The organism is Rickettsia montanensis str. OSU 85-930 (assembly GCF_000284175.1).
GTDB lineage: Bacteria > Pseudomonadota > Alphaproteobacteria > Rickettsiales > Rickettsiaceae > Rickettsia > Rickettsia rickettsii.
The window spans coordinates 515,438-536,142 of the sequence record NC_017043.1 but is presented as its reverse complement, the minus strand read 5'-3'; the positions used below and the strand labels follow the sequence as shown (position 1 = coordinate 536,142).

The following is a 20,705-nucleotide window of genomic DNA, read 5'->3' as shown; positions in this document are numbered from 1 at the left end:
TTACCAATTAAAATATAAGCTTGAGAAAGAAAAATCAAATTTTATTTATGTTATTGCGCTTGTAAGATTAAATCTTGACTTCCATACTAGGTGATGCTTAGATGTTAAATTTACTTGTGTTATGGTTAATTGATTTGGACTTGCTTACTATGTTACCAACTGAATTAACCTAGGACTATTAACAAAATAAATTTTAAAGCTAATTAAAATACTTGTTAACAGTCCCATAGTTCTCGAAAAAGATAGATTTAGTAAAACCCTTATTAAATAATTTATCACATATGGTATCACAATTTCCGCAAACTGAATATATTGCTAAAGATAATTCATCATCTATATCTTATAAATTTAGATGGCATATTTTAATTATTTTAAGCATTTGCTTACTTTTGGCATCGATGGGTGCTACAATCTTGCATGCTGTTATGCCTACTATAATCCTTGATTTAAAACCATCTAATTTACAACAATTATGGATAATCAATGGCATATGCATTAGTATTATGTCGTGTTTTACTTGGGTTAGGAGGATCAGTGATGATGCCCTCCACTTTATCGGTATTGCGTAACATTTTTACTAATACACATGAACGTATGATCGCAATATCCGTGGGGAATAATGGCAACCGTAGGAGCAGCTATAGGACCAGTACTAGGGGGAGTATTGGTTGAGTTTTTAAATTGGCAATTTGCATTTTTTATAAATGCACCTATTGCATTAGTAATTATTGCCTTTGGCATAGTTTAGATTCCTGAATCATCTAATCCTAGTAATGAACCATGGGATTGGATAGGAGTATTTCAATCGTTTTTTGGGATGGCAGCTTTAGTTCAAGGCATTAAGATGTTGGCTAAATACGGTATTATGAATCTAGTATCCGGCGGAATGCTATTAATTGGTATTGTGTTACTAATAATATTTACCTTATGCCAACTTAAAAGTGATGATCCGTTAGTGGATATGCGTTTATTCTTAATTAGCAATTTTAGTATAGGAGTGATAGTTTATTTGCTGATTACGTGTGTCTTAGGATCCATAATGTATCTTATGTCCTTATGGTTACAGTTTATCATCAAAGGGTTAAGTCCTTTGTATGCAGGGCTTTATATGTTGCCTGCAGCAGTTTTTGCTTTAATTGCATCTTTAGTTATGCCATATTTACTCACACGATTTATTGCACGTGTAATAATGTTTAGTGGGCTTATTTTACTACTATATCATTGATTTTACCTAGTATATTAGACTATATTATCGAATACTATATATCTTGGATTGCTTGGTATAGGAAGTAGTCTATGCCTCTCTACCACCGTAACAGTTATGATGAATGCAGTACCGGCAGAGAGATCCGGAGGTGCAGCAGCATTACAAGAAACAGCATATGAATTAGGTAATGTATTAGGTATAGCTGTTATTGTGAGTATTACGTCTTTTATATATAGTAACAATCTAGTAATCCCTCACGGTGTTTCTGTATCAATGGCAGAAATAGCTCGTGACTTAATCGGTGAAGGAATAATTATTGCTCAACAACTACCACCTTCATTTGCTCACGAATTAATTAAGGAGGTTAATATTACTTTTATAAATGCATTTAATATAGTAGGTATTATTCTAGGAATAATCATGCTAATATTGGCGAGTGTGATTATGTATGTTCTTACTCCTTTTAAAGCATCTACCTCTCTACATTAATATGATGAAACTGGTATAGAAACCTTACCGTCTTTTGCTATTTTTGCACTATTTACCATAATAGTTAATAATGATCTTAGTGCTTATTTTTATAGTAGGTAGTTAATAAAATGAGATGATGATATTTTCAAGGCTATAAATCATTACTAAATATTTTTTCTAATTCTGCTAAGCGTTGTTCTATTCTTTCGATATCGCTTTTTGTTATAGGTCTTTCTAGTAAATCTGCTATCTCGGCTCTTAGATTTTTTTTATTTTCATTTACAGTAAATTCTGTAACGAGTCTTGAGATGGTTTTAGTATTTTGGTCAGACATATTTGTTTCCGATTGATTAAACTTAAACTGCTCAAGTTTCAACCACCGAAGAGAAATAAACTCTTGGTGGTCGTGGGAGTAAGAAAACCGTCAACGACAGCCATAATAGTCTTTAGGTTCTAAGCTTAAGCTTTAAACCTTGGACATAACTGTTATAACCCCGACCGGAATAAAGCCGAGGATTGCATCAGTTTTGTGAGCAATGTTCTCACTTTTGGCAGAGGTTTTGACACACCGAAATAGCACTTTGCTACTCTAAGTATCATTTTATATATAACTTTCAAAAAGTCAATGATGGTTTTTGTTATGGTACTAACAACGTTCTATGCTTCTATATCTGAGGAGTCATATGATGATGATACATCGGCTAATAACGGCATTTCGCAATTTTGATAGTCAATATCTGTGTAACGAGGGTTAAATATCTCAAATATTTCTGTAATGCTTTCTTTATATTCTTCAGACTCGGGATTTGCTGTTCGTATGATTGTTATTAAGCGTGCAAAGTTGCTGATAGTCTTAAAACTATCATCACCGCCAAGACTCTTACATATTTCATGCAATATTCCGCTTGAAGAACCTAAGTTTATTGCTATAGCGGATGGGGAATTTAATTTTACAATTTCATTATTTAAATTAGTTAGTGGTAGTATTGAGAATTCATATTCCTTAATAGATTTTGCTAGTTTTATAATATCATGTAAATTATTTATTTTTATAACTTCATCTAATATAACTGCATTATTCTTAAAATTTGCATGTATTAGTTCTATAAATGCTAATTCTTTATTCTTCATTACTAAATCTAAATTTTCATTTTTTATATTTCTTCCCTTATACCAATCCCATCCATATTTAATGCAATACCCTAAGATAGTACCTACAGCTAGTGTTCCTAATGCTACTCCAGCTATATAAGCACCGCTATATCCACCGTCATTTGTATCATCGTTAGGTCTTTCTGTAGTAGTAGGGTCAGTGTAAGCTTTACCGAGTTGATCTAAAATATCTTTACCTATTTCTGTAGGAGAGACATTATCTAAAGAGAGACCTAAGTGATTTAGAGTATTTTCAAGAGTATTTATAAACGATTCACGAGGGATTAAAGTTTCTTTATAAGTGTTATAGTTTTGTAAAGCACTCATAGCTTCTTCTTTAGTGCATTCATTTAAACCCAAGAAATCAGCTCCGCTAGTTTCGGTAATATTGCCTTGAGAGAACATATAATCATTCGTTACTTTATAAAGTTGATCAAGAATACTAGCCGTACCGTTTTGATGAGGTGTCACGGCTTGTTGTAAAAGTATATGAGGATTATTTTCAGCATCGATAAAAATATTATTTATTGGAGTATTTAAACCATTGTTGCACTCTTGGTGTAATATTGAAAAATCATTTGGGGACTCATTGAAAGATTGTTCAATGTTTTTCCAATTACACTGTGCATTATACACTATATAACCTTTTTTAAAAGCTCCTTCAACAGTACTATATACTGATGAAAATATAGTACTGCTTAATTTATGAATAATGTGGCTTACATTACCCGGTAAACTGCTTGCTATTTCATTTCCAAACATAGGCATAATGCATTTAAAATTTATATTTAATATAGATGCCATAATGTTACTCCTTTAATTAATAAAACGTGGTTTCTAAAGTATGTGAATGTTTTTGTCAAGAATAAATAAATTAATATATGGAAATAATATATGGAAAGATTTGAGAAAGATGATTGTTATGCTGTAATGTTTCGTTTTTTCGTCATTGCGAGGAGAGGCAAAGCCTCAACGTGGCAATCTCAGGCATTTTGTACTAGACTTCTTGCATAACCTATCTTATAAAGAGGAACTTGCAGGAAACGGATGCGAGTACCGGATTAACGTACAAATTACCTTTAGAAGGAGGTTATGCAAGAAATCTACTGTTTCATGAGGTTGCTACGCTCCTTACAGTCGCTCGCAATGACGATTTGGTGTCCATGCAATAATACCTTGCGGGAATGACATAGAACGAGCTATACAATATTACTTACCTATGCAGAAATTTTTAAAGATCTCGCCTAGTATTTCTTCTACGTTGATAACACCCGTAATTGCACCGATGCAGCGTGCCGTCATTCTAATATCTTCAGTTGCTAGAACTAAATCATTATCTAAGCTAAAAGCCGTTAAATGTGAGAGAGCTTGTTGTAAATAGTTACGATGACGCTGATTTGTTATATAAGGAGTTTCGGTAAATCCTGCCATGTTTTCGGCAATATTTTCAATATTTTTTAATATACTTGAAAGAGCAATATTATTTTTTACTGAAACTCTTAAGCATTTATATTTATTTTCAATAGAAAAGATTTTACTAGCTTCGATTAAATCGATTTTATTAATTATTGTGATAGTATTTTCATCAATTAAATTAATAATATCTTCATTTATAGAGGAGTCTAATTTTTCGGCATCAAACATTATAATTTTAATATCTGCTGTTTTAGCTGAATTTATAGCTCGTTTTATACCTTCTTGCTCGATAATGTCACTACTTTCTTCTCTTATACCTGCTGTATCCTGTAAAATAATAGGATAGCCGCCAATGTCTAAATGTCCCTCAATTATATCTCTAGTAGTTCCTGCAATATTTGAGACAATCGCTATATCTCTCTGCATTAAGAAGTTTAGTAAGCTAGACTTACCAACGTTTGGCGGACCGATAATTGCAAGCTTAAGACCACTGCGTAGTAATTCTCCTTTTCTGTTATCATTAAGATATTCCGATATTGTATTTACAAGAATTGTATGAGTATTAGTAACCTCATTAAGGACGGTATCAGGTATATCTTCATCAGGGAAATCTATATAAGCTTCAAGCAGAGAGATAATTTTTAAAAGCTGACTACGCCAATTATTATATAATTCTTCAAGTTTGCCGCTTGCTTGTCTAATTGCTTGCTTATGCTGCATTATAGTTTCGGCATTAATTAAATCGGCTATCCCCTCTGCTGCAGTTAAATCAAATTTGTTATTTAAAAAAGCTCTTTTGGTAAACTCTCCTGCTTCTGCCAAACGAATACCAGCTATATTTAATAATGCATTTGTCAGCATTATAGATATAGCTTTGCTGCCATGCGTGTGAATTTCGACTACGTCTTCCCCGGTAAAGCTACCAGGTGACTTAAAATAAACAACCATAACATTATCGATTAGCTCCTTAGTTTCAGGGACTGTAATTTGTTGATAATACATTAATCTTGATTTAAAGTCCTTTCTACCGGTAAGTAGCTGTAAAACTTCTAGGCTTTTAGGACCAGAAATCCTAAAAACCGCTACGCCTGCTTTACCGAATGCAGAGCTTTGTGCAAATATCGTTTCCACTTATTTTCTATGCCTCTTGCTTAAGTTATTTTATATAATATAATAACAACAGAAATAATCATATTATTATTACTTAAGAAAATCATGACACCAAAAACAACCTCTTTAAACTTTAGCCGTTTAAATTGTCAAATCCCGAATTATAAAACTAAAATTCTAGAACTTAGCAAGGAACGTGATTCAAGTTCCATATATATAGATTTTGTTCAAAAATTTTTAAATTATATTCCGATAGATTATGATTTTGAGAATAGAGAAGAATTATTCCAAAATTTTGCAGATGAAGCCTTTAAGTTTTTTAAGCAGAGGATAGCAAGAGCAAGAAAAATAGCAATAACAAAGGCAGTTATCGAAAATGATCCGGCAATAAATGTCTTGATATTACTTGATAATAAGCCGTATATTGTTGATTTTATCATATGTTTGCTTAAAAACATGAATTTGCAAACTAAGTTTTTACTCCATCCGGTAATAAACTGTGTCCGAAATAGTAAAGGAGAATTAGAAAAAATATTAGAAAATTCTGTGTCGGATGAAAAATCAGAATCAATACTACATTTAACCATTTTAGGAAATTTTGACGATAAAACTACTACATTTTTAACCGAGGCTATAAATGAAAGATTAGAAAAGTTAGAGCAAAGCTATAGCCATTTACCGCAATTACTCACAAAATTACAAGATTTATCTAAAAATATAATTGATAATTATAAATTAAATTTTAAAGAGGCTAAAGAATTCTTAAATTGGTTACAAAACGATAATTTGGTTTTATTGGGGACTCTTGATTTTGAAGTAAAATCTTTAAAATTAAGCAATGAAATAGGAGCAGCAAAAATATGGCAAGAAGTAAAAGACGAGATTGATGATATTATAAAATGTTCTGCTAGTCCTTTATATCAAAATCAATTAATAATACTCGGTAAAATAAATAGTGCGTCGCTTATCCATTCAGATAATTTAATCGACTATATCTTAGTGAAAAAATTTGACTCTTCGGGTGAATATATTTCGGGAAGTATAATTTTCGGTATATATAATTCAAATATGTATTACCATTCAATAAGTAATATTCCAATCCTACGACAAAAATTTAATTTTGTAATTGAGAAAGCCGGTTTTGCATTATCTGGTTATAATGCCGATAAGTTAAGAATTTTAATGGAGTCGTTACCGAGAGAAGCTTTAATACAAATTGATCAAGGCGATTTATATTGTATGTGTTTACATATGCTCTCAAGTATGATGAGTAAGAAGCTTAAATTATTTATTCAATATGATTGGTCTAGTTCTTTTCTTAATATCATAATTTTTCTGCCACGAGAACGTTTAACGGCTGAAATGCATAATATGATAGATTGTTATTTAGCAGAAAAATTCGGTAGTAAAATTTTATCCAACCATATCACCGAAGTAGCCGGTAATTTTTCTTATCTTTTTGTAACGCTTGAAGCACAAGGGGAACATAAAATAAATTTTGCAGCAGAAATAATACAACAAGATTTAGATCGTATCTCTACACGTTGGAGTGAAGATTTTTATTTTAAGCTTTCTAAAAAATTCGGCGAATATCAAGCAGGTATTAATTTAAAGCTTTTTGATAATGTTTTTCCGGCAGATTATAGGCAAAAATTTTCTCCGGAAATAGCTTTAGTAGATATTGAATATCTAACGGAAGCAAGTAAGTCACAAAAATATATGTTTAATCTAGTTTCTGTAAATGAAACGGAATTTTACTTAAAAATATATAGTCCAAAAGTAAAACTTGCACTTTCTAACATATTGCCGCCAATAGAAAATTTAGGTTTTAAAGCAATTGATGAACAAACTTTTGCAATTAAGGAGGCTCTCGAAATCAAAGAAAGCTGGATATATAATTTTATCTTAACTTCTATTGTACCTGTAAAGGATAATATTACCGAATTAAAAATAAATGTTGAAGAAGCTTTAGACAAAATGGCACTTGGGATGCTTGCTAATGATTCTTTAAGTAAATTAATAGTGCTTGCCGGTTTTAATTGGAAGCAAGTTAAACTCGTCAAAGCTTTAACAAGATATTTACATCAAACGGGATTTAGTTACGGTAAAGGCTATGTACAGTTAACGTTACTTAAACATCCCGAATATACAAAAATGTTGGTAAATCTATTTGATATAAAATTTAATCCTAAACATTCGGATAATAATTGTGAAGTAATTAAAGACAAACTAAATAATTACTTAGTAACCGTTGAGATGAGTAGTGAAGATAAAGTACTACGTAATATGCTTGGTATAGTTAATGCTATTACTAGAACAAATTACTATCAACCACATAAACATATTTTTTCATTTAAGTTTGATTCTTCAAAAGTACCGGATTTACCTAAACCTGTTCCGTTTGCCGAAACATTTGTTTATTCTAGAAATTTTGAAGCTGTTCATTTAAGAGGCGGTCCCGTATCACGCGGAGGGCTTAGATGGTCGGATAGAGCAGAAGATTATAGGCTTGAGGTCCTTGGGCTTATGAAAGCACAAATGACTAAGAATTCCGTTATTGTCCCTGTCGGTTCTAAAGGCGGCTTTTATGTTCATTTTACTGAGGAAGGGCTTACTCGTGATGAATATATGGAAAAAGTGGTAGAATGCTATAAGAATTTCTTGAGAGGTTTATTAGACATAACTGATAATATCATTGACGGTAAAGTAGTACATCCAAAAGATGTTATTATTTATGATAAAGAAGATCCTTATTTAGTGGTTGCTGCCGATAAAGGTACAGCCTCATTTTCGGATTATGCTAATAGTGTGGCAAGAGAATATAATTACTGGCTTGATGATGCTTTTGCTTCCGGTGGTTCTGCAGGTTACGATCATAAAAAAATGGCTATTACTTCCAAAGGAGCTTGGATTTCCGTAACTAATCACTTTAAAACTTTAGGGTTAGATGTCCAAAAAGACCCTATTACCGTCGTAGGTATAGGAGATATGTCGGGAGATGTGTTCGGTAACGGTATGCTCAGATCAGAGGCTATTAAGTTAGTTGCTGCCTTTAATCATAAACATATATTTATTGATCCTACTCCTGATCCTTTATCAAGTTTTAATGAGCGTTTGCGTTTATTTAATTTAAAGGGTTCTAATTGGTCTGATTATGATTCTAAGCTTATTTCTAAAGGAGGCAAAGTATTTGAACGCAGTAGTAAATTAATAAAATTATCACCGGAAATTAAAAAATTACTTGATATAAATGATAATGAATTATCACCGGAAGAATTAATTAAAGCTATTTTAAAAGCAGATGTTGATTTATTGTGGAATGGCGGAATAGGCACTTATATCAAAGCTAAAACGGAAAATAATTTAGAAATCGGTGATAAAGCAAATGATAACCTTAGATGTAACGGTGAAGAAATTAGAGCAAGAGTTATAGCAGAAGGCGGTAATGTTGGGGTATCACAGAGAGGTAGAGTTGAATATGCTAAAAAAGGCGGACGCATAAATGCTGACTTTATTGATAATTCAGCAGGTGTTGATTGCTCCGATCATGAGGTAAATATCAAGATTGCTTTAAGTAGTGCGATAACCTCAGGAAAAATTACTTTAGAAGAACGTAATAAACTTCTAAACGATATGACAAAGCAAGTTGAAGAGTTAGTATTACTTGATAATTATAAGCAAACCGAAGCAATAACAATTATGCAACTATCTCCTACTTTAACTGTTAATATACTTAGTCAATTTATAGATATTTTAGAAGAAGAAAAAGTATTAGAGCGGGAAAATGAATTCTTGCCTAGTGCAGAAGAATTGAATAGAAGAGCTATTAGCGGTGAAGTATTAACTCGTCCTGAGCTTTGCATATTGCTATCATATAGTAAGAGATCTGCTTATCATGAGTTAATTAATTCTACTTTTTCCCATGATAAATATTTTGATGCATATCTTATAGATTATTTTCCTGAAATGATGCAAAAAAATTTTCGTAATGAAATTTTATCTCATCCACTTAAACATGAGATTATTAAAACCGTTACTATAAATAAAATAATTAATCAGCTTGGAGGACCGCTTATTAGTATTGTAAAGCATGAGATTGGGGCTCCTCTTTGTGATATAATAAGGTCATATACCATTATTTGTGAAATTTTTGATCTTGATGATATATGGGAAACGATAAGTAAGCTACCTACTAATATTGATTACAATGTAAAAATCGACATGTTTACCGAAATAACGAAATTAATGCGTCGAGGTATTTCGTGGTTTATTAAAAATTTAAAACATCCTATTAATATTAGTGAAACTATAGAAGAGTTTAGAATTCCTGCACAAAACCTAAGAAAAACGGTAGATACTTTATTAGTCGGAGAAACTAAAATAAGATTTGAAGAAAAATTAAATTATTATACCACTAGCGGGGTAGAGGCATCATTTGCTGCTACTATCGCTACATTTGACAATTTAATTTCAGTATTTGACATTATATATGTAACAAAACAGACTTCAGGGAATAATAAAGAGATAGCAAAAGCTTATTTTGTTATAAGTGATATGTTTAGTCTTGATTGGTTACGTAAAGCTTGTGATAGTCAATTGAACGATTCATTTTGGCGTCGCTTAGGTATTCAATCGCTAAAAGATGATTTATATGACAAACAACGTAGATTATTAATAAAAATAATTAATAAATCTAAAACAACTATTGATTTCAATTTATGGATTGATAATAATAATAACTTAGTTAGAAATTTTCTTGATTTTATTAAAGAAATTAAAGCTCAAGAAACTATAGACTTAAATATAATTATTTTAGCAAACAAGAAATTTGAAATATTCTTACAAAAACTTGAGTAAATTATGTCGTCAATGCTTAAGCAAATTAGGTTAGATTCAGGTAAAACTTTAAATCAGGTATCTAGTGATTTAAAAATTAGAAAAAAATATTTAGTAGCTTTAGAAGAGGGTGATTTTGATATTTTACCGGGAGCAGTATACGTAAGAGGTTACTTAAAATTATACTTGGATTATCTTAATGTAAAAGATAGAAATGCAGAGCAGATAGAAGCTACTAAACAGAACGAAACCGAAAAATTATTAAATAATAAAAGAGCTACGGTATTGATAAATTATAAACGTAAAAAACAATTAGCACTTATATCTATTATAATGTTATCAATTATTATTGTAAGTCATCCATTCATAATTAACGCTTAAACGAAAATGGATAATGAAATATTAGACTGCTTACAGAACGAAGCTAATAAAGAGGCATTTGAAGGGGACACGGAACGCGGCACCGCAGCGTACATAGACGTACGTGAGGATGCGAGTATAGGATCGACGTACAAATTACCTTTAGAAGCAAGTTATGTAAGCAGTCTAAAGAAATTAATGGAAGAAGTAGAACATAAACTCGATGATTTGTTGAGTATGCTTGTAAATAATCAAAATGAAGTTCAAAAATTACAAAACGAAAATAAAGCATTAAAAGATAATTATATAACAATGCTAGATCAAATTAACATTTATATTAATGAACTTGAAGAAATAAAAAAACAGCAAAAATAATTATGTCAATTGTTACGGTAACATTAAATAACAAGAGTTTTCAATTATATTGTAATAATGGAGGTGAGGAAGAATTACTATCTTTAGCGAATAAATTGAATGATAAAATAGCGGAAATTAAACTTGGTAGTCCCACAGCCTCTTTTGAGCTATTATTAGTTATGGCATCACTTAATGCGCAAGCTGAAATAGCTAGTCTAACAGAAAAACTTAATAAAAACGGTCTTCAAAAAAATCATCCTGACGAAGAAAAATTCGCAGAAACCTTAACTACTATAGCAGGTTACCTAGAAAACCTTGCACGTAAAATGGGAAAGTGATATATTAGCTCTTGGCTGCTTGGTTCGTGAGCTTAATATTAACCTAGGACTACCACTAACTTTTAGGACATCGTCCCTGTCTAATACTAATTCAGTTTAGATATATGAAGTCCACCTTTACATAAAGGTCTTTGAAGGATTTTAAGTAACGGCCAAAGCGGTCATGTATACTCGTTTAATTTGAAAAATTGGCTACGTTGTCTTTTGCTGATAATCCTCACGTACTAAGTATGTACGCTGCGGTTATCAGCTTCAAGACGCCTTGCTCTTTTCCAAATTAAACTTCGTCTACCTACTTTTCGTTTACTCACAGTATACCTTTAAAATGAAACAAACAAAATCACGCAATAAAGTTCTCGGTGCTTTTTTAGGCACTATTATTGAATATTACGACTATAGTTTATATGGTTTTTCAGCGGCAATTATCGCTGATAAATTCTTTTCAGCCAGTACTGATCTATTAACAAAGCTTGTAAATGTTTTTGCCGTTTATGCAGCAGCATATTTATCAAAGCCTATGGGTGCTTATATTTTTGGACGTATAGGGGATATATACGGTCGAAAAAAAGCCTTAAGTTTTACGATTATCGGTATTGTAATCCCTACCTTAATAATAGGTTTATTGCCCGATTATTCCTCGATAGGAGTTTGGAGTACAATAATTTTAGTTTTATGTCGCTTCATGCAAGGTATTTTTATTGGAGGGGAATATGACGGTGCAGCGATTTATGTTATTGAACATTTAGGAGCAAAATACCGATTTACTGCCTCGGCAATAACTAGATGTACAGGAGTAATGGGTTTATTATGCGGAATCGGTGCAACTAATTTCTTTAATTCTCATATTTTTCCGGAGTGGGGTTGGCGTATTCCGTTTTTACTAAGTTTACCACTTGCATTAATAACTCTTTATTATCGCCGGAAATTTGATGAAACACCGGAGTTTAAAAAAGCACACTATAGTCAAGATTCTATTGAAAAACTTAGCTCTATAATTAAAAAGCAATGGAAAAATATTGCACGGTTAATATTTTTAGCCGGAGGTTTTGGAGCAACATATCAAATTGCGATCATCTTTATGAAGCAATATTTACCGATCGTATTACCTTCAGTCGGTATTATTATGAGTTCTTTTTCGGTCTTAATAGTAATATGTTTTGCTGTTTGCATGCCGATTGCCGGTTTTATTGCTGATCGCTTAGGAGTTAATTCGGTATTAAAAATCGCATTTATATGTACTATTACAGCAAGTGTATTTTTTGTGATAGCAGTAAAATATCAAATGACTAATTTAGGGCTTGCGGCTAGTTTAATGTTAGCTGCATCAGTTGCACCTTTTAATGCTCTTGCTCATAGTATAGTTATTAAGTCTTTTGTAGTTAAAGAACGCTATCGTGTTATAAGTTTAGGACATAATATCGGCTCAATGTTAATGTCCGGTACTGCTAATTATATTTGTGCAAAGGTAATAAAATCATTTGGTTTTAACCTATTCCCGATTTTATATCTTTGCATGTTTGCCGTACTTGCTTATTCTATGACCATATTATTTAACCGTAATAGGTAAAAAATAAATCTTGACGAAAATAATGAATATAAGTATCTTTGTTTGTAATTTTTTTAACTTTAAATTTAAATGTTATGCATAAAATTTTTCATAAATCTATAATTTTTATTATCTTATCTATACAAGGAAATATTAGTTTTACCGATGCAAACGGAATTATATACGCTAGATATTGGTAATTGCAAAGAACGTAAATATGACTATGAAGATCATTTGGAAGAATTGTTGAAGCAAGAAATTTCTTTAGCAATGCAGAAGAATGGTTTAAGAGTTAAGCTATTGCACAACAAAGATATTAGAACACAAAAGCTTGATAGATTTAGTATCTCGTTTTCGTAGCTCCTATGATAATGTTTATACTGCTTTATATACGCCTTTATTATGGCCTGAAGAAAAAGCTTTCTCAATGACTCAAAATATAGGTGAACCTGTTATTATTTTAGGAGAAAAAACAGGAGCTGATATATTTGTATTACTTAATTATGTGCAAATGATAAAGACTAATGGAGCTCGTACACGTGACTTTTTGATGAGTGCTTTGGGTTGTTCAGTAAGTAATGCAGATAATATATTTTGTCTATAGGAATAGTAGAAGCAAAAAGTGGTAGAATATTATGGACTAATGCAACGCCCCAAGCACAACCATTTAGTAGCTCTATTTTCTCTTCTCGTGATAAATCAGAAATTGGCAATTTTCATTCAGTAATAAATATGCTTTTATCTCCATTATAAACTGAATTTTGTGTCGTCCAGGGGTGGTTGGTGTAGCTTATCATTCCTCTCTGTTATCCCGTGATTTATTCACGGGATCCAGTAAAACATATAGTATGGGTAGACAAAACACATCTAATTTAAGTTCATAAACTATAAATCGTTTTTATCAAATAGGAAAAATTCACCTATTTCATGGATAATAAACTTATTTTCATCAATATTATGTTTTTTTCCGATCTCTTTAAAAAGAGTATCGTTATAACCCGAATCACCTATAAAACAAATATCTCCTATCTTAGTTTTAATGATAAAAGTTCCCCATAATGCTTTATTTTTATCAAATATTCCTCTAGCCGACCAATGCTGTGTCGGTTCTAAATAAAATTCTACATCGCCTTTAATTTCATCTTCTTGGAAACTTTTTGAATTTAGCTGTATTTCTTGTTCTTTATCACCCTAAGGTAACAATTTCTGCATCGGTAATATGTTTTTTGATTATTACGTCATTCATTAGCGGTGTAATAATCTTAGGCTTATCTCGTACCCATAAATCTTTAATTGTGCTGATGTCTAAATGGTCATAGTGATTATGGCTTATTAATATAACATCTATTTTAGGTAAATCGGTAAAATTAATACCGGGTTTTACCACTCTCTTTGGTCCTGCAAAAGTAAAAGGACTAACCCGCTCCGACCATACTGGATCGGTTAAGATATTTAAACCGTCTATTTGAATTCAAAAGGTTACATGCCCTACATAGGCTACTCGTACAGCGTCATCTCGATCGCTTGATATTAATGAATTTTGCGGCACTCGCCTATGCTCACGTACATTTGTACGTTCCGCAGGCTCTTCCTGAAATTCATCTTGTCTGAAGCGATCGAGATTTAGCTGTGTATTTTTATTGCTAGTTATTTTTTGTGGTGGAATATCAGTGGAAGTAAGCGGCAGTGCTGTCGGCCATTTTGGTCGTTTTGAAGTTATTTTCCATTTTAGAATATCAAGTAAGGTTTTAGGTTTTATATTAGGATCAATATTGAAAAACATATTTTTATTTAGATAGACCTTCCTTTCGGTTTATTATAGCTTTTAACTTGTTCAGCAAAAGATTTTGTCTCTTTATTTGTTGGTTTATGAATAAATCCTCTAGTTTTTTCTCCTATCAACATGGCTTCTTGAAGTATATCTTTAGCTATAGATGCCGATATTTCCGGAGTTTGTTTTATTTCTACCGTTATCTTTTTTGCTTTATTTATGTCTCTGCCTATTACTTCATCTAGTGGAACATTTTTATAATCTGCAAGAGCAACAATTGCTCCCATATCAGGCATTTTTGTACGACCATCTAGAAAATTTTTCCACGCTGTTTCATGAGTACCTGTTTTTTCACTTAACTTATACGGGGTTATATTGTCTGTTTCTAATATATTCAGTACAAATTTTTTAAAATTATTTCTAATTTCTTCTGGACCATCTTTATTTGTTTCTGATATATTGTTAATCCGATTAAATCTTTCTTTTGACCTTATATCTTCGCTCATTATTTTTTCCTGTAAAATTTACTCCTAAAAATTGAGAGTTAAAATAACTTCATAGATAGCCTCTTAGACTTATTTATTAATATATAACTAATAAATAGTAAATAGAAGATAATTATAATGAAAATAATAAACTTAAGCTATTGAATTAAGTATTTAGGTCTTATATATGAAATTTAAATTAATCTATTTTAACTTTTTTTGTCACAAATTATAAAATTTTTCTGCAGTAGGAGCCACGTCTTTTCCACTTCTTTTACTATAAATTAAATTTCAGATGCAGAATCTAAGATATTTTAAAAAGATTATATAAATTAAAAATTGTTTTTTCTGCATCTTGATCATTTATGAATAAGGTAATTTTAACTTCTGATAATTGTATCATGTTAGCATTTATATTATCTTTCGTTAACTTTGATAATATTGTTTCAAGTAATTTACAATCATTTTTAATCCCATAACCAATAAGAGAGATTGTAGCAATTTCGGTATCAAAAGTAAAATCTTGTATCTGCTTATCATCTTTTAAATTAGTCAGTAAAGCTTGTAAATTATTTTTATCGGTTAAATTTGTAATAAAACTATATTCTTCATTATTTTTTATCTCTTGCATAAACTCAATATGATTATTATTTTGTGTAATCATATTTGCAACTTGCAAAAAACTTAAAGAAATGTTCTTTACAGATATTTTTAATAAATTTTTATTAGAAGTAATGCTGTTAATAATCCCATTCTCCATATTTTTATCCTTTGAAGTGATTAACGTACCTTCTGTATCCGGTGAAAATGTTGACAGAACACGCATATCTACTTTATACCGCATTACTAACTCTCCGGCTCTAGGGTGTAGTACTTTTGCTCCACTTGATGCTAGTTCTAACATTTCTAAAAAATCTATTTCTTTTATCTTCTTGGCATTTGGAATAATTCTTGGATCAGCAGTAAATATTCCCTCTACATCGGTATAAATATCACATCTATCGGCTTTCATAGCTGCAGCGATTAAGGCGGCAGTAGTATCAGATCCTCCTCTGCCCAAAGTAGTTAACCTATTGGATTTGTTAATTCCTTGAAAACCGGCTATTATAGGGACTGTATTTAACTGTAAAGATTTTTCTAGTAAATCTGTAGTAATTGATTCTACTAAAGCTTTACTATGATTATTATCGGTGAGCATCGGTAATTGCCAAGCTAGAAATGATCGCGCCTTTATGTCTTCTTCTTGAAGAGCGAGCGCTAGTAATGAAGCAGTGACTATTTCACCGCTAGAAAGTGCTACATCATATTCTGCAAATTGAGAAATGTTGTTAAGGCTTGATACTTCATTACACAATGTGACAAGTTGATTAGTAACACCTGCCATAGCCGAAACTACTACAATTACTTGGTTATTTTTAGCTATTTCGGTTTTTATGATAGGAACGATTTTTTTTATTCTATCAACATTTGCAACGGAAGTGCCACCGAACTTTTGAATTATTAAGGCCATAAGTAAAGAAAGCCTAATAGAATATTATGTTATATGATTAATTTCCGCCTGTCGTCATCTAGCTTACTTACAGACATTAATTGTGTAGGACGGTTTTCAATTGTCATCTCGCGACTTGATCACGGGATCCAGCTTAAAATACTAATAATATTAGTACTTTAAGTTGTTTTTATGGACCATATAGTCAAGCCACGGGGTAACAAAGTGGATTTTACCAATCAACACAACAATACCATAAAAAGCATTTTTCGTTCCACGTAACACTAGTAGATCAAACCGCAATACTTAAGCACTGGCAATTTCTTTAACATTCACGATTTTATGATTTCGCTTAGTTAAAAATTCTACTCTACCTTCTATCAAAGCAAATATTGTATGATCTTTGCCAAGTCCTACATTCGTTCCAGGATGAATTTTTGTGCCGCGTTGTCTAACTATAATATTACCGGGTATTACATATTGTCCATCGGCTTTTTTAACTCCCAGCCTTCGACCGGCCGAGTCTCTTCCATTCCTAGAACTACCACCGGCTTTTTTGGTTGCCATTTTATAATTCCTTTTAAGTTATTATTATTGTTTGGTAATATCTAATATTTTTAATTCCGTCAATTCTTGACGATGACCGGCTTTACGACGATAATTTTTTCTACGCTTTTTCTTAAAGACTATAATCTTATTATCTTTAAGTTGGTTAGTAATTTCAGCCGTAACGACAGCCCCTTTAACTATTGGAGTTCCAATAAAAGAAGGCTTTGAGTATTCGCCAATCATTAAAATTTGATCAAACTGAATTTTAGAGCCAAGTTCTCCATCAATTTTTTCGACTTTAATAATACTATTTCTGTCTACTTTATATTGTTTTCCACCTGCTTTTATAACTGCGAACATGAAAACTATCTCTTTAAAAATTTATAAATATTTATCGTATCATATTATTATATTAGAAATTAGTCAATGATATTTTTTTATAGCAAATCTATTGTCGAATATCTATTAACACAAATATAATTGCGTATTGAGTTACCGCAGCAGATATTGCAGCTAGCAAATCATCAAGCATAACGCCGATACTGCCCTTAATATTTTTGTCCAACCAATTAATAGGCCAGGGCTTTACTATATCAAAAAATCGGAATAGACAAAAAGGTAATACGAAAAGTAATATAATATTTATTGTTAGCGGACTAAAATATTTAATTAAATACGATTCATTAGCAAATAAAGCGGAAAAAAATACTAAAACGATAGTTAGCATTTGCCCTACTACTTCATCAATTACCACTTCTTTAGGGTCTTCTGAATTTGTATAATTTAAATATATTTTAGTAAAATAAGTGCCGAGTATTAAGAGTATCAAACATAGGCTAAAGCTTATAATAAATATACTGACAAGTTGAGCTTCACCGAGAGTAAGACTTAAGAAAGGAATGATTATTTTGTTATTAACAATAAAATATATTAAGAAATAAGTTAGAGGGAAAGCGGCAATCGATCCAAAAGTGCCTGGGCAGTATTTTATTTTCCCGATATAAAAAAAAGTAGCAAAAAATTCTGAAAATTGTTTTTTAGTAAACATTTCTTTAATTATTTTATCCTAGATTAGAGCTATAATATCTTATATAATTAAATTTTAACTTATACAGCAAGAATATCATGGGAATGAGCTTTAGCCATTTATTAATAGTTTTATTAATTATTTTTGTATTATTCGGTGCCGGCAAATTACCGCAAGTCATGTCCGACCTTGCTAAAGGTCTTAAAGCTTTTAAAGACGGCATGAAAGACGACGGTAGTGATAATGATAAAAATAAATAATTAATCTTTAGTGTCCCTTTGTCATCCCGTGGCTTGACCAGCCTTGTTGCATGGCTTGAAAAACCTACTCAATGTCATTCCCGCGGAAGCGGGAATCCAGTACTTTAAAGATTTTTTGAAAAGCTCGATTTATCTCGCTTTACTCTGGATTCCCGCTTCCGCGGGAATGACATCCTGAACGTTCTGGTCAGGTTACTGAGTGACCAAGATACAACAACGCCCTAATTTCCTGAAATAGTAGAATATATCCCATTCTCTTTCCTAATAACATCATATCGTCTCTGAGCTACTCCATCGATGAAATGAATATTACCGGATAAACCTATATAAGGTTGTCTACTGTTCATTCTATTTAAAAACCTTTCAGATGCAAATTCATTGCCTATATAGTTTGCAGTCATACGTCCTAAATCATAAGAAAGAAGATGCATGAAGCCTATATGGTTAATACCTAAGTCTTTTGCCCTATCCGGAACGTTGCTATTGAGTAAATTTAAAGAGCCGGTAAAGCTAATATCGATATTTTCAGGGTAATCGATATCAATACGATTATCACCGATTAAAATAGCCTTTTTATCTAAATTATATTTACGAATACTATCAGCGAGTAGGTTTAAATTTTTTGGATCGTCTGATATATAAATAACCGGTTTTGTCGTGTCGCTACGTTCATTTATAATATCGGCATTGTCTGAAATATTTCTTGTGGCTTTTGCTATAGATTCAGGATTATCCTCATAAAATGCAGTGCATGATAATGATGCATTGTTCTGAATCAATATATTTTGCATTACTTGACTAATAGTTTGCGAATGCTTCCCTTTAGGTAATAATGCCATAAAATCTTTATGGTCGTTACTTGCGTAATAATTAATGATACGTATCAGTTGTTTTAAAGGTGCATGACCGAATACAAATAATTTATCTTCTGCAAGAGCCGGGTTATTTGACATAGTTATTATAATAATATCATTTGCCTTTGCTTTTTCGGCTATTAGAGAGGTAAAGTTAGAATATAGAGGACCTAAAATAATCTTAGTTTTACGTGCTACTATTTTATCCATAGCGGCTAAAACGTTTTTTTCGTCTGAACCGTCGTAAGAAGTAACATGTATGTAAGATTTGATTCCGTCGTTAAGTCCCATTTTAATTAAATCTTTATATTGTTTCCCGACAATACTATCAGGACCCTGATTTGGCATTAAAATTGCAATCTCAATTTCTTTTTGTTCTTTTTTAGGAAAACTTATAGGTTCTTCTTTAGGAGTTTGACAGGACGTTAAATATATCAAACAAAAAAATGATAGAACGATTCGTAGTTTATGTTTTATACTAGCCATAATGTTACTTAAAATTAAAAAACTATGATTAGATATCTTTCCAAACCGGGATTATATATTGTTTCAACACCGATCGGTAATTTTGAAGATATAACGCTTCGTGCTATATCGACTTTAAAAAATTCGGATATTATCTTATGCGAGGATACTAGAATATCACAAAAATTGCTAGCAAAACATGACATTCATACAAAATTACAAATTTATAATGATCACAGTGACGAGAAAGATAGAGAAAATATCATAAGTTTAATAAAATCGGGCAATATAATAAGCTTAATTTCTGATGCAGGGACTCCTTTAATTTCCGATCCCGGCTATAAGTTAGTTAGAGATATACGCAATCTTAATTGTCATATAGATGTAGTACCGGGAGTATCTGCACCGGTTACTGCTCTAACTTTATCGGCTCTTCCTACTGATCGATTTTTATTTCACGGGTTTTTACCTAAAACTATAGAAAGTAAGAAAAAGATTTTTTCTGAACTAGTAAATCTTAAGGCTACTTTGATTTTTTTTGAAACGGCCCCTCGTTTGATAAATACTTTATCGGTAGCTAAGGAAATACTAGGAAATCGAGAAATATGTGTAGCTCGTGAGTTAACTAAACTGTATCAAGAAATAAAAACAGGGGATATAGATGAAATAATAGAGTTCTATCAAAATAATATTTTAAAAGGTGAGATAGTATTGTTGATTTCAGGAAATATACAGGAACAAAACCAACAAAAAAATTTAGAAAAATTTATAGAACTTTGCTTAAGTAAAAACTTAAGTAGCAAAACTATTACCGAACTTGTTTATGACAAATTCAAAGATGTTTATAGTAAAAAAGAGATATATAGATTGGTGAATAAGCAAAAGATTTAATATAAATTTATAGTAGAATATTTACCTCAGAATATGCTAAAATAAAGAGAAAATAACATTCAGTAACATAATAATATGTCAAAAGTTAATCCGAGAGTAGATTTAGCGTTTAAAAAATCTT

23 protein-coding genes, 1 other RNA gene and 1 pseudogene are annotated in these 20,705 nt (G+C 31.4%); 14 read left to right on the top strand and 11 right to left on the bottom strand.

Annotation, left to right across the window (positions count from 1 at the left end):
• Nucleotides 1–281: 281 nt before the first annotated feature.
• From MCI_RS08970 to MCI_RS09695, 4 genes are all read left to right on the top strand, one after another.
• Nucleotides 282–569, top strand: coding sequence for a multidrug resistance protein (locus MCI_RS08970; RefSeq protein WP_014409600.1), 288 nt, complete (start codon nt 282–284; stop codon nt 567–569).
• A gap of 50 nt (nt 570–619) precedes the next feature.
• Complete coding sequence (locus MCI_RS10265; RefSeq protein WP_014409599.1) at nt 620–748, top strand: hypothetical protein; 129 nt, start codon at nt 620–622, stop codon at nt 746–748.
• Between the two features lie 69 nt (nt 749–817).
• A complete protein-coding gene (locus MCI_RS02990) occupies nt 818–1,225 on the top strand; it encodes a hypothetical protein (protein WP_014409598.1) in 408 nt (135 codons plus the stop codon).
• A gap of 96 nt (nt 1,226–1,321) precedes the next feature.
• Nucleotides 1,322–1,696: a hypothetical protein gene (locus tag MCI_RS09695; protein WP_232202723.1), complete on the top strand. Its 375-nt coding sequence runs from the start codon at nt 1,322–1,324 to the stop codon at nt 1,694–1,696.
• Nucleotides 1,697–1,829: 133 nt separating this feature from the next.
• On the opposite strand, the gene MCI_RS02980 is transcribed toward MCI_RS09695, so the two are convergent.
• The 3 genes from MCI_RS02980 to mnmE form a co-directional block, all read right to left on the bottom strand.
• A complete protein-coding gene (locus MCI_RS02980) occupies nt 1,830–2,012 on the bottom strand; it encodes a hypothetical protein (RefSeq protein ID WP_041404107.1) in 183 nt (60 codons plus the stop codon).
• 323 nt (nt 2,013–2,335) lie between these two features.
• Entirely contained in the window at nt 2,336–3,634 is a 1,299-nt protein-coding gene (locus tag MCI_RS02975) for a DUF5460 family protein (protein WP_014409595.1), read from the bottom strand.
• A 405-nt stretch (nt 3,635–4,039) separates the two neighbouring features.
• Entirely contained in the window at nt 4,040–5,377 is a 1,338-nt protein-coding gene (gene mnmE / locus MCI_RS02970; RefSeq protein ID WP_014409594.1) for a tRNA uridine-5-carboxymethylaminomethyl(34) synthesis GTPase MnmE, read from the bottom strand.
• Nucleotides 5,378–5,461: 84 nt separating this feature from the next.
• On the opposite strand from mnmE, the gene MCI_RS02965 reads away from it, so the two are divergent.
• From MCI_RS02965 to MCI_RS09690, 8 genes are all read left to right on the top strand, one after another.
• A complete protein-coding gene (locus MCI_RS02965) occupies nt 5,462–10,213 on the top strand; it encodes an NAD-glutamate dehydrogenase (protein ID WP_014409593.1) in 4,752 nt (1,583 codons plus the stop codon).
• A gap of 3 nt (nt 10,214–10,216) precedes the next feature.
• Entirely contained in the window at nt 10,217–10,573 is a 357-nt protein-coding gene (locus MCI_RS02960; RefSeq protein WP_014409592.1) for a helix-turn-helix domain-containing protein, read from the top strand.
• Nucleotides 10,574–10,579: 6 nt separating this feature from the next.
• Nucleotides 10,580–10,927 carry a palindromic element RPE1 domain-containing protein gene (locus MCI_RS02955; RefSeq protein WP_014409591.1) on the top strand — a complete coding sequence of 116 codons (348 nt, stop codon included), beginning with the start codon at nt 10,580–10,582 and terminating at the stop codon, nt 10,925–10,927.
• Between the two features lie 2 nt (nt 10,928–10,929).
• A complete protein-coding gene (locus tag MCI_RS02950; RefSeq protein WP_014409590.1) occupies nt 10,930–11,247 on the top strand; it encodes a cell division protein ZapA in 318 nt (105 codons plus the stop codon).
• A gap of 9 nt (nt 11,248–11,256) precedes the next feature.
• Nucleotides 11,257–11,415: non-coding RNA, 6S RNA (ssrS, locus tag MCI_RS07545), on the top strand.
• A gap of 157 nt (nt 11,416–11,572) precedes the next feature.
• Nucleotides 11,573–12,814 carry an MFS transporter gene (locus MCI_RS02945; protein WP_014409589.1) on the top strand — a complete coding sequence of 414 codons (1,242 nt, stop codon included), beginning with the start codon at nt 11,573–11,575 and terminating at the stop codon, nt 12,812–12,814.
• 144 nt (nt 12,815–12,958) lie between these two features.
• Nucleotides 12,959–13,153 carry a hypothetical protein gene (locus MCI_RS02940; protein ID WP_083837092.1) on the top strand — a complete coding sequence of 65 codons (195 nt, stop codon included), beginning with the start codon at nt 12,959–12,961 and terminating at the stop codon, nt 13,151–13,153.
• A complete protein-coding gene (locus MCI_RS09690) occupies nt 13,125–13,397 on the top strand; it encodes a hypothetical protein (protein ID WP_232202722.1) in 273 nt (90 codons plus the stop codon). The genes MCI_RS02940 and MCI_RS09690 overlap by 29 nt, the downstream gene beginning before the upstream one ends.
• Nucleotides 13,398–13,942: 545 nt before the next feature.
• Here the strand turns inward: MCI_RS09690 and MCI_RS08965 are convergent.
• The 7 genes and pseudogenes from MCI_RS08965 to MCI_RS02900 form a co-directional block, all read right to left on the bottom strand.
• Nucleotides 13,943–14,243 (bottom strand): annotated as a pseudogene (locus MCI_RS08965) (MBL fold metallo-hydrolase); the annotation flags it as partial.
• 21 nt (nt 14,244–14,264) lie between these two features.
• On the bottom strand, nt 14,265–14,576 hold the full coding sequence (locus MCI_RS02925; RefSeq protein ID WP_014409587.1) for a palindromic element RPE3 domain-containing protein: 312 nt from the start codon (nt 14,574–14,576) through the stop codon (nt 14,265–14,267).
• Nucleotides 14,577–14,584: 8 nt separating this feature from the next.
• A complete protein-coding gene (locus tag MCI_RS02920; RefSeq protein ID WP_014409586.1) occupies nt 14,585–15,070 on the bottom strand; it encodes a helix-turn-helix domain-containing protein in 486 nt (161 codons plus the stop codon).
• A 283-nt stretch (nt 15,071–15,353) separates the two neighbouring features.
• On the bottom strand, nt 15,354–16,559 hold the full coding sequence (locus MCI_RS02915; RefSeq protein WP_014409585.1) for an aspartate kinase: 1,206 nt from the start codon (nt 16,557–16,559) through the stop codon (nt 15,354–15,356).
• 285 nt (nt 16,560–16,844) lie between these two features.
• Nucleotides 16,845–17,105, bottom strand: coding sequence for a 50S ribosomal protein L27 (gene rpmA / locus MCI_RS02910; RefSeq protein ID WP_011271503.1), 261 nt, complete (start codon nt 17,103–17,105; stop codon nt 16,845–16,847).
• Between the two features lie 24 nt (nt 17,106–17,129).
• Nucleotides 17,130–17,447, bottom strand: a complete 318-nt coding sequence (gene rplU / locus MCI_RS02905) for a 50S ribosomal protein L21 (RefSeq protein ID WP_004997480.1) — start codon at nt 17,445–17,447, stop codon at nt 17,130–17,132.
• Between the two features lie 88 nt (nt 17,448–17,535).
• Nucleotides 17,536–18,135, bottom strand: a complete 600-nt coding sequence (locus MCI_RS02900) for a phosphatidylglycerophosphatase A (protein WP_014409584.1) — start codon at nt 18,133–18,135, stop codon at nt 17,536–17,538.
• A gap of 77 nt (nt 18,136–18,212) precedes the next feature.
• On the opposite strand from MCI_RS02900, the gene MCI_RS02895 reads away from it, so the two are divergent.
• Nucleotides 18,213–18,374: a Sec-independent protein translocase subunit TatA gene (locus MCI_RS02895; RefSeq protein ID WP_004997483.1), complete on the top strand. Its 162-nt coding sequence runs from the start codon at nt 18,213–18,215 to the stop codon at nt 18,372–18,374.
• A gap of 221 nt (nt 18,375–18,595) precedes the next feature.
• Here the strand turns inward: MCI_RS02895 and MCI_RS02890 are convergent, their stop codons facing one another.
• Entirely contained in the window at nt 18,596–19,714 is a 1,119-nt protein-coding gene (locus MCI_RS02890; protein WP_014409583.1) for a penicillin-binding protein activator, read from the bottom strand.
• Nucleotides 19,715–19,738: 24 nt separating this feature from the next.
• On the opposite strand from MCI_RS02890, the gene rsmI reads away from it, so the two are divergent.
• Complete coding sequence (gene rsmI, locus MCI_RS02885; protein WP_014409582.1) at nt 19,739–20,584, top strand: 16S rRNA (cytidine(1402)-2'-O)-methyltransferase; 846 nt, start codon at nt 19,739–19,741, stop codon at nt 20,582–20,584.
• The last annotated feature ends 121 nt before the right edge of the window (nt 20,585–20,705 follow it).